Annotated in this window: 13 protein-coding genes; 6 read left to right on the top strand and 7 right to left on the bottom strand. The window is 60.0% G+C overall.

Going from position 1 to position 14,656, the window contains the following annotated elements; genetic code table 11:
- Nucleotides 1-256 precede the first annotated feature (256 nt).
- Complete coding sequence (locus HY29_RS09420) at nt 257-2,719, top strand: DNA translocase FtsK (protein WP_034796117.1); 2,463 nt, start codon at nt 257-259, stop codon at nt 2,717-2,719.
- Nucleotides 2,720-2,784: 65 nt separating this feature from the next.
- On the opposite strand, the gene treF is transcribed toward HY29_RS09420, so the two are convergent.
- From treF to HY29_RS09405, 3 genes are all read right to left on the bottom strand, one after another.
- Nucleotides 2,785-4,401: an alpha,alpha-trehalase TreF gene (treF, locus tag HY29_RS09415; protein ID WP_206741946.1), complete on the bottom strand. Its 1,617-nt coding sequence runs from the start codon at nt 4,399-4,401 to the stop codon at nt 2,785-2,787.
- A gap of 40 nt (nt 4,402-4,441) precedes the next feature.
- Complete coding sequence (locus tag HY29_RS09410) at nt 4,442-5,458, bottom strand: aldo/keto reductase (protein ID WP_034796115.1); 1,017 nt, start codon at nt 5,456-5,458, stop codon at nt 4,442-4,444.
- Between the two features lie 89 nt (nt 5,459-5,547).
- Nucleotides 5,548-7,044: a tetratricopeptide repeat-containing sulfotransferase family protein gene (locus HY29_RS09405; RefSeq protein WP_051601374.1), complete on the bottom strand. Its 1,497-nt coding sequence runs from the start codon at nt 7,042-7,044 to the stop codon at nt 5,548-5,550.
- A 254-nt stretch (nt 7,045-7,298) separates the two neighbouring features.
- Between HY29_RS09405 and HY29_RS09400 the strand changes: the two genes are divergently transcribed.
- A complete protein-coding gene (locus HY29_RS09400) occupies nt 7,299-9,809 on the top strand; it encodes a TonB-dependent receptor (RefSeq protein ID WP_034796113.1) in 2,511 nt (836 codons plus the stop codon).
- 65 nt (nt 9,810-9,874) lie between these two features.
- Here HY29_RS09400 and HY29_RS09395 read toward each other — a convergent pair whose 3' ends face one another.
- Nucleotides 9,875-10,372: a prolyl-tRNA synthetase associated domain-containing protein gene (locus HY29_RS09395; RefSeq protein ID WP_034796111.1), complete on the bottom strand. Its 498-nt coding sequence runs from the start codon at nt 10,370-10,372 to the stop codon at nt 9,875-9,877.
- 58 nt (nt 10,373-10,430) lie between these two features.
- On the opposite strand from HY29_RS09395, the gene HY29_RS09390 reads away from it, so the two are divergent.
- Nucleotides 10,431-11,165 (top strand): DUF6065 family protein, encoded by a 735-nt coding sequence (locus tag HY29_RS09390; RefSeq protein WP_034796109.1) that lies wholly within the window; start codon nt 10,431-10,433, stop codon nt 11,163-11,165.
- 53 nt (nt 11,166-11,218) lie between these two features.
- Here HY29_RS09390 and hisE read toward each other — a convergent pair whose 3' ends face one another.
- A complete protein-coding gene (gene hisE, locus HY29_RS09385; RefSeq protein WP_051601379.1) occupies nt 11,219-11,566 on the bottom strand; it encodes a phosphoribosyl-ATP diphosphatase in 348 nt (115 codons plus the stop codon).
- A 112-nt stretch (nt 11,567-11,678) separates the two neighbouring features.
- Between hisE and HY29_RS09380 the strand changes: the two genes are divergently transcribed.
- Nucleotides 11,679-12,491 (top strand): crotonase/enoyl-CoA hydratase family protein, encoded by an 813-nt coding sequence (locus HY29_RS09380; protein WP_034796107.1) that lies wholly within the window; start codon nt 11,679-11,681, stop codon nt 12,489-12,491.
- 17 nt (nt 12,492-12,508) lie between these two features.
- Here the strand turns inward: HY29_RS09380 and HY29_RS09375 are convergent, their stop codons facing one another.
- Both HY29_RS09375 and hisF read right to left on the bottom strand, forming a co-directional pair.
- On the bottom strand, nt 12,509-12,922 hold the full coding sequence (locus tag HY29_RS09375) for a GFA family protein (protein ID WP_034796105.1): 414 nt from the start codon (nt 12,920-12,922) through the stop codon (nt 12,509-12,511).
- 96 nt (nt 12,923-13,018) lie between these two features.
- Nucleotides 13,019-13,780: an imidazole glycerol phosphate synthase subunit HisF gene (hisF, locus tag HY29_RS09370; protein WP_034796104.1), complete on the bottom strand. Its 762-nt coding sequence runs from the start codon at nt 13,778-13,780 to the stop codon at nt 13,019-13,021.
- A 150-nt stretch (nt 13,781-13,930) separates the two neighbouring features.
- Between hisF and HY29_RS09365 the strand changes: the two genes are divergently transcribed.
- Complete coding sequence (locus HY29_RS09365; protein WP_034796102.1) at nt 13,931-14,149, top strand: hypothetical protein; 219 nt, start codon at nt 13,931-13,933, stop codon at nt 14,147-14,149.
- 157 nt (nt 14,150-14,306) lie between these two features.
- Complete coding sequence (locus HY29_RS09360) at nt 14,307-14,504, top strand: hypothetical protein (RefSeq protein WP_034796099.1); 198 nt, start codon at nt 14,307-14,309, stop codon at nt 14,502-14,504.
- Nucleotides 14,505-14,656: the final 152 nt, after the last annotated feature.

Genomic DNA, 14,656 nt, shown 5'->3' with positions numbered 1-14,656 from the left:
CTCTTGTGTCATTATCTTGCTCTATCAATCGCTCAAAACCCCCGTGGTTCCGGAGATTACAGCGAATACATGTTTGGGAGAGCGATGTTGGACCGCATCTTGCTTGAGGTAAAAACGCACCTTCCTGCAGCAAATCATGGCTTCTCAGAAGTTAACAAAGCCGCTGCAAATCCTTTTTCGGCGTTTGCAGGCCGTTAAGCGTGTTGAGGCAGAGTGCAGGTTCCCAGACAACACAGATGGAGCCTGGAATCCCCACATGACAGATTACGTATACACCGATGACGAGAGCCCGAGTGTCAGCGATCCGGTTTGGCGGATTCTGACGGGGGCCGCCGCCTTCGGTCTGGGGGTCTTTGTGTGCGGCAGCGTCGGGTCTTACGTACCAAGCGATCCAAGCTGGAATGTCGCAACGGATTCCGAAATCCAGAATCTGTTTGGTGGTGCTGGCGCCATCTTCGCGGATTTCGCGCGCCAGACCCTTGGCTGGTCTGCCTGGGTTGCCGGGCTGGCCCTGATGATCGGCGGCGCGATGCGCACCGTCCTGATCGGCGCGCCACGTGTACGCCGCTGGCTGATCGGCCTGATGTTCGTGCCGCTGTCTGCGGCCTTCTTCGCTGCGTGGCCTGTGCCGCAAAGCTGGCCCCTGTCGGCCGGGCTTGGTGGGATTATGGGTGACGCGCTCTTCTATTATGCATCCATGCCGTTCCGCGCGCTGTTGCTGCCGTCTCCGAATGTCTGGGCCGGTGTCCTTCTGGGCATCCTGGCCGCGTGGACTGCGCTGTCGGCACTCGGTTTCCGCCGCGATGACGCCCACCTGCTGAAACAGGCCGCGACCAGTTCCGGCCGCCGCGCTGCCCGCCAGGCCACAGGGGTCGGTGGCTTCCTGGTCTCCGTCATCGGCGCCATCATGCCGCGCCGCAAAGTGGAAGAAGACTATCTTGAAGACGAGGATGAAATCGACGAGCGCGCCCGCGTCATCAAGACAGATGACAGCTATGAAGACGATGACTCCTATGTCGACGATTACGAAGACGATGAGGATGATTTCGAAGAAGACGAAACGTTGCTCGAAGATGACTTTGAGGATGATGAGGAAGACGAAGTGGAAGATGTGCGCCCGCCGCGCTTCGCCCTGCCGATGACCAATTCCCGTCAGGCCGCCCGTCCGAAAGTCACCAAGAATGAGCGCCGTCGCACCTCCAGCCGCCTGCCCTCTATTGATCTGCTGCAAATGCCGGAAGAACGCGGTGACACGGTGGACGAAGATGCCCTGTTGGAAAAGGCAGCGCGTCTGACGGAAGTGCTGAAGGAATTCGGTGTGCGCGGCCGCATCAAGGAAGTGCGCCCCGGCCCGGTCATCACCCTGTTCGAAATGGAACCGGCCCCTGGCGTCAAATCTTCCCGCGTGATCTCGCTGGCAGACGATATCGCCCGCTCCATGAGCGCCATCTCGGCCCGTGTTGCGGTTGTGCCGGGCAAGAATGCGATCGGCATCGAATTGCCGAACGAAGATCGCGATACCGTGTTCCTGCGCACATTGCTGCAGTCCGAGGCCTATGTCGGCACGCGTGCCAGCCTGCCCATGGCGCTGGGCGAAGACATTGGCGGCGTTCCGAATGTTGTGGACCTCGCCAAGATGCCTCACCTGCTGATCGCCGGTACGACGGGTTCCGGTAAGTCCGTTGGTGTGAACGCGATGATCCTTTCCCTGATCTATCGCCACACGCCGGAACAGTGCCGCTTCATCATGATCGACCCGAAGATGCTGGAACTCTCCATCTATGAAGGCATCCCGCACCTGCTGGCGCCGGTCGTGACCGACCCGAAGAAAGCCGTCAACGCGCTGCAATGGACCGTGCGTGAAATGGAAAGCCGGTATGAGTTGATGTCCAAGGCGGGCGTGCGGAACCTGGCTGGCTTCAATGACAAGGCCACCAAGTATCGCAACAATGGCGAGACCATGACCCGCAAGGTCCAGACCGGATATGATGAGCGCGGCAAGCCGATCTATGAGACGGAAATGCTGCCTACGGATCATATTCCAAACATCGTCGTCGTGATCGACGAGATGGCAGACCTGATGATGGTCGCGGGCAAGGAAATCGAAAGCTGCGTGCAGCGCCTCGCCCAGATGGCCCGTGCCGCGGGTATCCACCTGATCACCGCCACGCAGCGTCCGTCGGTTGACGTGATCACCGGTACGATCAAGGCGAACTTCCCGACACGGATTTCCTATATGGTCACCACGAAGATCGACTCCCGGACGATCCTTGGCGAACAGGGCGCCGAACAATTGCTCGGCATGGGCGACCTGCTCTATCAGGCCCCCGGCAAGAAATCCCAGCGCCTTCACGGCCCGTTCGTCTCCGATGAGGAAGTCGGCAGTGTGGTTGAATGGCTGCGCGATCAGGGCGAGCCGGACTATGTCATGGACATTCTCGAATCGCCGGACGATGGCTCCACTGGCTCTGCCGTCATGGACGCAATGCTCGGCACCAGCACGGGTGATGAGGAAGATGATCTCTACGCCCAGGCCATTGCCATTGTCGTACGCGACCAGCGGGCATCGACCTCTTATCTCCAGCGCCGTCTAAAGATCGGTTACAACAAGGCTGCAGGCCTGATTGACCGGTTGGAAGAGGAAGGCGTGATCTCCGCACCCAACCATGCCGGCAAGCGCGAAGTGCTGGCCAGCAACCGCGCGAGCGACGCGGCCTGATCAAACAGCTTTGGTGGGCGCTAAAGGGGCAAACCCCCGTCCGACATGAGAAGCGGGCGGGGGTTTCACTTTGCCGGGGCGTAGCGCTCGCAGGCCTCGCCCGGTACAGTGTCTCCGTAGGCAGAATAATCGGGGTTCATGTCAATCAGCGCGGCTGTGACGCCATTGGTCCAGCCAAACCCATCCTGCAGAGGATACTCGCCTCCGCCGCCCGGCCGCGCAGTGACGACGTCATACTTCTCGACCAGCTTGCCAGTTTCGCAATATGTGCGCGCCACCGTGGTCAGCCAGCGTTCGGCAATGTCTTCGGCCAGTACGGCGTGACCATAGTCCTCAAGACCTCTGATCGCGATCCAGTGCAGCGGCGCCCAGCCATTGGGCGCATCCCATTGCTGGCCGGTCTCAAGCGGTGTGGTCATCAGTCCGCCCTCTGACAGCAAGCGCTCGGCAGTATAGTCTGCCGTACTGTCGGCCTGTGCCTGTGTCGCAAGGCCCATGAAGAGTGGATAGAGGATCGCGGCAGAATCGCGCTGCGTTACCGCGCCGGCGTCCAGATCATAATCACCAAACACGCCGCGCGTTTCATCCCACAACCAATTATTCATGGCGGCTTTGCGGGTCTCCGCTTTCGCGCGGAAAGACTCGTGACAGGCAGGGTCTTCGGCCTGCTCACATCCCGCGGCAATCGCCTGCTCCAGCCCATAGAGCAGAGCGTTCAAATCCACCGGAAGGATGTGCGTCGTCTCAATGGTCGAAAGGTCCTGTGGGTCGTCCAGCCAGCGGGAAGAAAAATCCCAGCCACTTTCGGCCCCTGCCCTTAGCTCCCTGTAAAGCTCTGCTTTCGGACGATCTGACTGGTGCGCCGTTTCAGTATCCTGAATAAAGGATTCATCGCGCGGCACATCGCGCCCGTCCCAATAGCGGTTCAGAACGCTGCCATCGGGCAGCGTCACCGCGCGCTCACCCTGCATCCAGAAGGCATATTCCGCTTTCAGCTCTGGCAGATAATCCGCCCACGCGGCGGCCTCATCTCCGGGTGACAGCAGTCCCACCATGGCAAAGAAAAAGGGCGGCTGCGAGCGGCTGAGATAATAGGTGCGGTTGGCATTCGGCACATGGCCCGTTTCCCGGATCAGCCACGCAAAATTATCCACCATGCTCTGCTTGATCTCATCATGGCTGGGGCCGAGACCCGTCATCGTGAAATAGGCATCCCAATAATACACCTCCCGAAAGCGCCCGCCGGGCACGATATAGGGAAATGGCAGGGGGATAAGTGATGTGGCCCGGACCGAGTCATCGGCATTGCGCGTCAGATGTGGCCATAGCGCCTCGATATGGTCGCTGAGAGACAGATCCGTTTGCAGCGCCGCATCATCCGCTTCCGGATCATCATTTGGAAGATCAAAAAAAGTGACAATGAACGCTGCCAAGTCTTCCCGCGTCTGCGGCCGGGCTTCGTCATAGGCTTCATTGATCAGGGGTGGCGGCAGTTTGGGCTTGGCATCCACCCAGTCCTTCGGGTCAACCAGTCCGCTGAGCGCGACACGTTGGAACAGACCGGGATAGACCAGGGATGGCGGATCGCGCTCCGCCAGCTCCGATGGCTGCAGGGCTGGGTGCGCCGGGATAACGGCAACGGGCGTTGTTTGCTGGCACGCGCTGACCAGAAGCGCAGCCAATCCCGATATTAACCCGTTTCGTCCCGGCGCCAGCATACGGTCAGCCCATGGGATACATGATGTCTTTGCCCACTGCGTCGCAGGCCTTCATCACATCATCCGTCAGCGTCATGTCAGACGCGGCGAGAATATCTGCCAGCTGATCATAGGCCGAGACACCAACAATGGTGGAGGCGACAAAGTCATGTTGCTTGGACCATGCCGTGGCCAGCGTGACCGGCGCCATGCCGGCGTCCTTTGCGATCTCCATATAGCGGCGCGTGGCTTCCAGAGATTTCTCGTTCACAAAGCGTTGCGCCATGGCGCTCTGGCGTCCGCCCATTTCCAGATAGTTCGAGAATCGCGCCCCTTCCGGTCGCGCGCCATCCTGATACTTGCCGGACAGGACCCCGCCACCCAGCGGAGAATACGGGATCAGGCTGAGCCCCTCGCGGCGGCAGACTTTTGCCAGCGCGTCTTCAAAGCGGCGATTGTTCAGGCTGAAATTGTTCTGGATTGTCTGATACCGCACCGTACCCAGACGTTCTGACGTCTCGATACTTTTCATGACGCCCCAGGCATCTTCATTGCTGCAGCCGACAATCCGCACTTTCCCGGCGCGGACCAGATCGTCCAGCGTTTCCATCGTCTCGTCGAAGGCGGTGCCATGGTCTGGCCAGTGCGTCTGATAGAGGTCGATATAGTCCGTCTGCAGGCGCGTCAGGCTGGCCTCGACGGCCTTGATGATATTGTGCCGGTCCAGCGCCGTCATGCCGGCGCGCTGAGAGCCCCGGATCCAGCCATGCGACGGCCCGCAGACCTTGGTGGCCAGAATGATGGAATCCCGGTCCTTGGTCTTCATCCAGCGCCCGAAGATTTCCTCCGTTGTCCCGGCCCATTCATCCTTGGGCGGCACCGGATAGTTTTCGGCCGTATCATAGAAATTGATTCCGGCATCAAGGGAGGCATCCAGAATGCGATGGGCTTCTGCCTCATCGGTCTGGGATCCGAACGTCATTGTGCCCATGCAGATGTCGGACACATAAATGGCACTCTTGCCTAGGCGGCGGTGTTGCATGGTGGTCTCGTCTCCCTTTGTTTAGCCTGCAATGTAGGGAATCCGCCGCCAATTGCCAGCCTGATAGACGTCGCCCCAAGGGGGCTGCCTCAGGTTTCATCCGGCAGGCAGCCCGCCGCGCGGAGAATATCAAGGGCAGGCGCCAGTTCAATTTCATAACGTTTCCACCGCGCCAATGCCGAGGTGTAGAGGGGCTGGCGCACCTGCGCCGAACTGGCCGTGGCCACCGGCGCTGCATTTTCGTGGAAGTCGACGCATTGGGCCTCAAAGGGCAGGCCGCAAAACTCCAGCAGGCGCCGTGTCTCGGTCTCGATGTCCTGTACCACCGCTTCATAATGGACTTCGATGAAACGGTCTGCGGGCAGGGCGGCTGAGAACTGCCGGATCATTCGGTCAAAGCCCACATAATAATGGGCGGCGGCTTCCAGGTTGAGGGCATAGTCATAATAGGGGTAGCGGGTGGAGAACATCTGCCGGTAATTGCTGAGCACCGTATCTGCCGGATGGCGACGCAGGCAGATCACCCGCGCATTCGGCAGAGCGGACAGGATGATCGGCGCATAAACCGCATTGAGAGGCATCTTGTCGATGAAGCGTCCGGTAAGACCCAGCGTCGCCTTGACCCGTTGCATATAGGCCCGGCCCAGCTCGGCAGGGTCTACCTGTCCGGCGGCCTTCAGCGTCTCGGCGTCCAGTACGTAATTGGAGGGTGTGCGCGCCAACTGTTTCAGGCTCAGCCCGAAATCCGCGAGTTCCCCGGCGGAGGTGATTTCGCTATGGCCCGACAGGATTCGGTCGACCAGCGTTGTGCCGGTGCGTGGCATCCCTACAATAAAGATCGGTGCGGCCTCGGTATGTCCGGTGCCCAACGTCTTCCGGGCATTGGCGGTCGCCGCCTCGAAGACCGCATCATCGAACGCCTTGTCATGGCCCACCGCAGCCCACTTGCCGGCCTTCGCGCGCGCCAGCCAGTGCATCGCGCGGGCTGGATCCTTCATGTCTTCATATGCCTTGGCGAGGCCGTGTCCGATCCGCAGCGCCTCGTCCGGGTCTTCAGCCACATGGGGGAAGATGGCTTCCAGATCTGCTATGTAATTGTTGTCTGGTGTCTGACGGGTGATCTGTACCAGAGCGGCCAGGGCGCGGATGTCATCAGGGTTTCGCTGCCGGCAGGCGTAGAAGGCGTCGCGGGCGCCCTCCATATCGCCTTCAAACTGCCGGGCGACGCCCAGATTGTACCAATAGGCGGAGACATCCGGCGCAGCACGGGTCGCCGCCTCATAGAAGTCTGTCGCGCGGTCATGCAGGCCCGCGCGGCTATAGACGACGCCAAGCGTATCCAGTGTGAAGGCGTCTGAGGGGGAGAGTTCGGCGGCTGTATCGGCTGATTTCACGGCAGCCTCTCGCTTCAGCAGGGCAATTTCATTGCGGGCTTTCTGCGCCAGGATGTCGGCCCGCGCCGGCCCCAGTGACAGGGCCCGGTCGAACAGCTCGATAGCCTTGGCATGATTGGCATGATCGCCGGTCAGGATTCCCAGCAAATAGTAGATTCGCGGATCGCCCGGTGCGGCCTGCACCGCCTGCATACAGAGTGTATGAGCCTCCCGATACGCTTTGCGGGACAAGTGTTCCGCAGCTTTGTCGAGCAGGGAAGATGCTGCTGAATGTGCCCAATTTTTAGTCACAAATATGCCTTTTCTGCTTCTGAGGCGCAAAATTCGTACCCAGAACGTCCGATAGTGATCCAAATTCTCATTACAGCACGTCGCCAGCTTGCGTGAAACAGGGTCATCACGCCTACTGACAGACGGTGAGGTGTTTTTTTGAGGAGAGTTTCCACATGTTCAGATCAACCTTGCTACAGCAGGCGAGCCTTGCCGTCCTGTCTGTCGGCCTCGCGCTCGGCGCTTCAGCGCAGGACGCCGATACAGATACCGATACTGAGCTACGTGCTCAGACGATTACCGTTACTGCCACCCGCCGCGCCGAAAGCGTGCAGGATATTCCGTTGAATATTGCTGCGCTCGGTGGCGACCAGCTCGAAGAGCAGGGATTTGATGAATTATCGGATGTTGTTGCCTATATTCCGGGCATCAATGTGGTCGACCGCGGGGGTCGCCAGGGGAATCCGATTATCGTTCGGGGCCTGAACGCTGACGGATTGGGGTCCGGTGACGGCAACAATGATGGCGGCGGTACGGTTGCCACCTATATCGGTGAGATTCCGCTGTTCGTGGATCTCAAACTGAATGATCTGGAACGGGTTGAGGTTCTCCTCGGGCCGCAGGGTACGCTCTACGGTGCCGGCACACTTGGCGGCGCCATCCGCTACATCCCGGTCAAGCCGCAATTTGATGCCGACACGCTGGAAGTGCGCTCTGAAATCTCCAAATATTCCGAGGCGGCTTCTCTCAGCTATGAGACGGGCCTGACTTTCAACAAGTCGATTACGGAGAGTTTCGCCATTCGCGGGTCGATCGACTATGAGGATGATTCCGGCTTCATCGACTATCCCTATGTTGTCCAGGAGATCGGCGTCTCCGATCCGGACCCGGACTTTACCGATCCTGACGATGTTGCGGCCAATCTGCGCACCATTACGGATGCCAATGGAGAGCGCACGCTGTCCGGGCGCCTCGCGGCGCGGTGGGAACCGACCGCGTGGCTCGACGGAACGCTGACCTATTACTACCAGAAATCCGATATTGACGGCCGCCAGGGGTCCAGCGCGCGGTCCACGCTGGAAACCGGGGAGTATGAACTGGCAAAGCGTGTTCCGGAGCCGAACGAGATCACCAACCAGCTTCTGGCGCTTGAAGTCAGCGCCGATCTCGGCTTCGCAGAGCTGACCTCTGCAACCGGGTATTCCCGCTTTGATGATGACGGCCAGCGCGACCAGACAGATCTGCTGATCTCGCTGGAGTACAGCTATGAGCTCTTCCCGACATTTACGGCGTACACGCATGAAAAAGGCCGAACGACGACCTTCAACCAGGAAGTTCGCCTTGTCTCGACAACGGAGAGCCGCTTCAACTGGATCATTGGTGCATTCTACAACAATTCGGATGTCATCTCCTATTCCGAAGAGTACACGCCGGGCTATGCAGATTATGTCGGGTTCGACCGCCCGGATGATCTGGAGTATTATTCCCAGTTCTACTCCAGCCTGGAAGAAGCCGCCCTGTTTGGTGAGATCGGCTACGACATCACCGACAAATGGAGCGTTACGGTTGGGGGCCGCTATTATGAGTATGATCTGGAATCGTACAGCGATGTGGATTTCCCTCTCTTTGACAGCGGGCCGGATTACACCCAGACGGTCGGCATCAGCGCGATGGAAGACAGCCTGAAGTCCGATTTCGCCGCCGGAAGTCCAGGTGGCACCGAACGGACCAGTCAGTCCGATGACGGAACCTTGTTCAAGTTCAATACGTCATACGATTTCACGGATGATATTCTTGGATATTTCACCGTGAGTGAGGGCTATCGTATCGGCAATTCCAACGGTATCGCAGCTTGTCCGGCTTACGACCCGACCGACAACCAGCAGGGCGCCTGCGCGTTGCAGCCTGGGCAACAATTTGGGCCTGGTGCGGGCGATGTGTCCACCCGAGACGAGACCCAGTTTGGTCCGGATACGACCACGAACTATGAGCTGGGCTTCAAGTCGACGCTCATGGATGGTCGTGTGACGCTGAATGGCGCTGCCTACTATATTGAGTGGACAGATCCACAGCTCAGCTCCGCCACGATCAATGCGTCCCTTCCGATCACGGTCAATGCCGAAGGGGCGGAAACCAAGGGGTTTGAGCTCAATGGGGGATGGATGGTCAATGATCAGTTCTCCCTGCGCGGCAGCTATAGCCATACGGAAGCCAAGCTTACGGCGGATGCGCCAGGTCTTGTCAGTACAATTTCAGTTCCAGGCTTTAGTACCGTACTTCTTGACGGGAAGGACGGAGACCGTCTGCCGGGCTCGCCGGAAGACCAGTTCTCGGTCTTCGGAAGCTACCTGATGCCGTTGGAAAATGGCGCCGAAGTCACCTTCAATGCAGGGTATACGTGGCAGGGGGATGTGCTCAGCCGGACCGGTGCGCTTGGTGATGGCCTGACGCTCGACTCCTATGGCGTTGCGAACGTGTCGGCAGTCTATGATACCGGAGACTGGCAGGCGACCTTCTTCGTGAACAATTTGTTCGACGAGTACTATGAGACGGGGGTCGTCGGCACCCGCCTGTACAACCAGACCCTGACGGATGATGCCGGTGGGCCGGTTTATGTCCGCACCTATTACACCTTCGTGGGCGCACCGCGCGCCGTAGGCGTGCGGTTCAAATACAAATTCGAATAATCCTCTCGGGGATTGTGTGGGGGATAGGGCCGTCTTGGGAAAGGCGGCCCTTTCTTTTGGGGCGCTCAGAGGTCGGTAAAATCCACCAACTCGAATTCATGGCCCGTTGCCTCCACAAATTTGCGGAAATCTTCGCGGCTGATGGCGGTCGTGCCTGTATTGGTCATCGGGTGGAAATTGACCGGTTCATGTTCCATCAGCGCGGCATCGACCAGAAAGCGCACGCGGCCCGCCCGGTCATTCATCAAGGCAAACGCCGTCACAGACCCCGGCTGAACACCCAGCAGATCCTGCATCAGCTCCGCAGGGCCGAAAGACAGGCGTTTGGTGCCGATCAGCTTGTGCAGCTGGTTCAGCTTCAGCTGTGAATGCGCCTCCGCCGCGATCAGCACGATTGCGCCGTCCTTGTCCTTCAGGAACAGGTTTTTCGTATGCCCGCCCGGCAGGCTGGCTTTCAGCTCCCGGCCCTCCTCCACGGTAAAGGTCGGCTCATGCCAGTGCGTCGTATGGGCGATGCCCAATTCATCGAGATAGGCGAAAAGATCATCAGGGCTTGCAGTCATGGGGGCCTTTGGGCCAAGACTTGGGCCTCTCGTCAAGCACCCTTAAGACAGGCCTTCCATGCATCTCGATTGTTACAAGATCTACGACGTCGCGCCAGATCTGGTGCCCGCCCGCTCCAACCGCGACTGGATGGATGCTTTTACCGATCGCCACCCCTATCGCTGCCTGCCGCTGACCATGGCGAATTCCACGGGCTGGGAACTGCTCTGCCCGATGGATATCAAGATCAAATGGAATGGCGGCCCCCGGAATGAAGATATCCAGTTGCTGACGCGCGGTGATCCAAAGGCGATTTCCAGCTTTGCCGATGCGCACTTCATGCGCGGCATCGTCACCTTCCATACCGGCCATCTGTTCCGCACGCCGCCGGGCTGGGGCGTCTGGGTCACCGGTGCGCCGAACTGGCCAAAGGATGGCATCTATCCGCTGACGGGCCTGGTGGAGACGGACTGGCTGCCCTTCCCGTTCACGATGAACTGGCAGATGACAAGGCCGGGCGAGGTGATTTTCGAAAAGGGAGAGCCCTTCGCCTTCATCACGCTGATGGAGCACAAAAAGCTCGAAGAGGTTCAGCCCGAACGCAAGCTGCTGCGCTCGAATGAGGAATTGGTGAAGGAATATAATGCCTGGAGCGAGAGCCGGGCAGACTTCAACACCCGCCTCAAGAGCGGCGAGGAAAACGCCATGAAGGAACGCTGGCAGCGCCACTATATGAAGGGCCAGAAACCCACCGGCGACAAGGCCGACACCCACCAGACCAAACGCCGCCTGAAACCCCCGAAGGACGTTTAGCGGCGGTCCTCATCCTGAGTGACGTTAAAGGATGAAAGCTGCAGCCTGCAGGCCTAACCGGCCCGGCCCGCCTTTTCGTCAATGCCGCTGATGCCCTGGCGTTTTTCCAGCGCGGCGGCGACGTCATTCAGGCTGACGCCACGTGCGCGCAGGGCCACAAAGGCATGGTACAGCACATCTGCGGCTTCGCTGGCGACGCGGTCGTCGCTCTCTTTCATCACGGCCTCGGCCAGTTCCTGGCCTTCCTCATGAACCTTTTCGGCGCAGGCATCCGGCCCCTTGGCCAGCAGCTTTGCCGTCCATGAGGTGGAGGCATCGCCCTCTTTTGCCCGGGCGTCGATAGTTGTGCCGAGATGCGCAAGCGCTGCAGCGAGGCGGTCGGAAGAGCCAAGATCAGTCATGCCCCGCGCCATAGCGCACTTACGCGACGTGAGGAAGTCTGACCGCTTGACCTTCCCTGCCCGGCAGTCACTTTAGGCACAGAGGAACGCTACAGGATCAGGAAAAAGAGCCATGAAAGACCGGGTCTCCATCACCATGCTGGATGACGGCATTGCCGATGTCCGCTTCATTCGCACAGACAAGATGAATGCGCTCGACACCGCCATGTTCAATGGCATCGTTGAAGCGATCGAGCAGTTGAAGACCATGAAGGGTCTGCGCGCCGTCGTCGTCTCGGGCGAGGGCCGCGCCTTCTGCGCAGGTCTGGACCTGTCCAGCCTTGGCAAAAATGAAGACAATGATGACGCAGTCACGAAGGACCCGACCCGCAGTCTCGGCGCGCGCACCAATGGCATCGCCAATCGCGCGCAATATGTCGCCTGGGGCTGGCGTGAGGTGCCCGCGCCCGTGATCGCTGCGGCGCATGGCGTTGCGTTTGGCGGTGGCTTTCAGGTGCTCTCCGGCGCCGACATTCGCTTCATCCATCCCGATACGCGCTGCGCCATCATGGAAATGAAATGGGGTCTCGTGCCGGATATGGCGGGCTTCCCGCTCTGGCGCGGCAATGTCCGCGATGATGTGCTGCGGGAGCTGACCTACACCAACCGCGAATTCAGTGGCCGCGAGGCACAGGAAATGGGCTTCGCCACCCATGTCTCCGACACGCCCTATGAAGACGCGATGGCGCTGGCCAGGCAATTCGCCCAGAAGAATCCGGATGCGATGAAGGCCTCAAAGCGCCTGTTCAACATCATGCAGGACGCGACCGATGCGGAGCTGCTGCAGGCCGAATCCGACGAACAGGCCAGGATCATGCGCACGCCAAACCAGATGGAAGCCGTGATGTCCCAAATGCAAAAGCGCAAGCCGGAATTCACCGACTAGGCATCCATCGCCGGGCCTCAGCCTTCCGGATTGAACGCGGCGAACACCTGCGCGCCGGTCAGTTTCGGCGTGTCATTGCTGAGGTCATAATAGGCGGGCTTTTCATCGATGAAGATCTGGCTGGCCAGGGCCATGCCGTCCTGCGCGTCGAACAGGGCGGCCGGCACCGTATAGCTGTCCTGCTCCACCAGCCGGTAGAACAGATGTGTCCCGCATTTGCTGCAAAAGCCGCGCTCTGCCCAGTCGGATGAGCGGAACGCCGTCACATGCTCGCGCCCGTCAAGCGTGATGCCCTGTCCGCCTTCAATCGCAAAGAACGGTCCGCCGCCCCAGCGCTGGCACATGCTGCAATGGCACACGCCGACGGCGGAATGATCCACATCGTCCGGAACGGTCAGGCTGACGGCGCCGCAAAGACACTGTCCTTTCATGGCGGGGCTCCTCTTGCTGCTACAGCTTTCAGCATATCAAACGAGGATCGCAGCGCCACATAAGCTTTCGAGACGCGGAGGCCCCCTGCGTAGCGCCTAAAGCGGCCGCACCGGCGCCCCTGCATCAGACAGTGCCTGGCGCGCATCGGATACCGTCGCTTCGCCGAAATGGAAGATCGAGGCGGCGAGCACAGCCGTCGCCCCGCCTTCCAGCACAGCGGCCGGCATGTCATCCACGCTGCCGGCGCCGCCACTTGCCACCACCGGCACATTCACCGCACCCGTCACCGCTTTCAGCAGCGGGATGTCATAGCCGGATTTCGTGCCATCCTTGTCCATACTGGTCAGCAGGATTTCGCCGGCGCCCTTCTGCTCGGCCAGGCGCGCGAACTCCACGGCATTGATGCCGGTTTCCTTGCGCCCGCCATGGGTGAAGATCTCCCAGTGATCGCCCACGCGGCGCGCATCGATCGCGACGACCACGGCCTGCGCCCCGGCCTTTGCGGCGCAGCGGCTGATCACGTCCGGATCGGCCACCGCGGCGGAATTGATCGCCACCTTGTCCGCCCCGGCGCGTAGCAGGGCGACCAGGTCTTCCGCGCTGCGCACCCCGCCGCCCACGGTCAGCGGCATGAAGCATTGCTCGGCCGTGGCAGAGACAATGTCCATCAGCGTGCCGCGCCCTTCATGGCTGGCGGTAATGTCCAGGAAGCACAATTCGTCGGCGCCCTGGGCGTCATAGGCTTTGGCCAGCGCCACCGGGTCGCCGGCATCCTTCAGGCCAACAAAGTTGACGCCCTTCACGGTGCGTCCGTCTTTCACGTCGAGGCAGGGGATGATGCGGGTTTTCAGGCTCATGCCCCGGCTTTAGCCGCCCCGGCGCCAGAAGAAAAGCAAAAGCGCCTTACACGGGTGTAACGGAACATCTGCCCCGGCCCATGCATTGATTGTGCGATACCCGAGGGCAAGAGGCCCCGGCAAACGAAGAGAACGAAAGGAGCAAGACTCATGAAACGCCAGAACAAGCTATTCCTTGCTGCCGGTCTCGTGTCCGCAGCAGGCGCTGCATTCGCAGGCCAGAAATATGGCCGCAGATATTTGCGCAAGCGCCGCGCGGAAAACACCGACACCACGGCCCGCCTGAACGGAAAATCCGGCATCCAGGCCACGCCGCGCCAATCGCCGAAGCCATCAAACGCTCAGTCTGAGCAGATGACGGCGCACTGATAGATCAGTGTCCCACGCGAAATCAGGGCCGCCCTCGTGCGGCCCTTTTTCGTGCGGAATACGGAGGGAATACGGAATATAAGCCCACCACGCCGGAACCCCTTCGCCGCGTGCCCGTTTACACTTCAGACACGAACACAGACAGGAGACCTCCGCCATGCAACTTTGGAAAAAAGCCGTTATCTTTACAGGCTCAGCGCTCGCCACTGCTGGCGCGGGGTATGTCGCACGTAATCTGCTGCGCCAGTATCTCGGCCACCATACCAATACGACCAGCCCCAGGCTGATCCCGGCCGTGGCCAACCGCGTGACCAGCGTGCCGAACAAGCAACGCACGCGCGCCCGCGCTCGCTGATCCGGCGCTTACAAAAGAGCACCCCCAAAACGGGCCAGCCCAGTCTGGCCCGTTTTGCATTTTGCGGCTGCCCCCTCTGTCATCCCGGAAAACGCGACAGCGTTTATCCGGGAACCAGACACGGAGGCGCAAGTCTGAACTGGGTCCCGGAT

The sequence above is a fragment of the Hyphomonas beringensis genome (genome assembly GCF_000682755.1).
Lineage (GTDB): Bacteria > Pseudomonadota > Alphaproteobacteria > Caulobacterales > Hyphomonadaceae > Hyphomonas > Hyphomonas beringensis.
Note: the sequence above shows the minus strand (reverse complement) of the source record. Positions and strands in the feature narration are given on the sequence as shown.

Coding starts and splice junctions, on each gene's coding strand:
- HY29_RS09420 (WP_034796117.1), top strand. CDS start 257: ATGACAGATTACGTATACACCGATGACGAGAGCCCGAGTGTCAGCGAT.
- HY29_RS09410 (WP_034796115.1), bottom strand. CDS start 5,458: ATGCAACACCGCCGCCTAGGCAAGAGTGCCATTTATGTGTCCGACATC.
- HY29_RS09405 (WP_051601374.1), bottom strand. CDS start 7,044: ATGCAGGCGGTGCAGGCCGCACCGGGCGATCCGCGAATCTACTATTTG.
- HY29_RS09400 (WP_034796113.1), top strand. CDS start 7,299: ATGTTCAGATCAACCTTGCTACAGCAGGCGAGCCTTGCCGTCCTGTCT.
- HY29_RS09395 (WP_034796111.1), bottom strand. CDS start 10,372: ATGACTGCAAGCCCTGATGATCTTTTCGCCTATCTCGATGAATTGGGC.
- HY29_RS09390 (WP_034796109.1), top strand. CDS start 10,431: ATGCATCTCGATTGTTACAAGATCTACGACGTCGCGCCAGATCTGGTG.
- hisE (WP_051601379.1), bottom strand. CDS start 11,566: ATGACTGATCTTGGCTCTTCCGACCGCCTCGCTGCAGCGCTTGCGCAT.
- HY29_RS09380 (WP_034796107.1), top strand. CDS start 11,679: ATGAAAGACCGGGTCTCCATCACCATGCTGGATGACGGCATTGCCGAT.
- HY29_RS09375 (WP_034796105.1), bottom strand. CDS start 12,922: ATGAAAGGACAGTGTCTTTGCGGCGCCGTCAGCCTGACCGTTCCGGAC.
- hisF (WP_034796104.1), bottom strand. CDS start 13,780: ATGAGCCTGAAAACCCGCATCATCCCCTGCCTCGACGTGAAAGACGGA.
- HY29_RS09365 (WP_034796102.1), top strand. CDS start 13,931: ATGAAACGCCAGAACAAGCTATTCCTTGCTGCCGGTCTCGTGTCCGCA.
- HY29_RS09360 (WP_034796099.1), top strand. CDS start 14,307: ATGCAACTTTGGAAAAAAGCCGTTATCTTTACAGGCTCAGCGCTCGCC.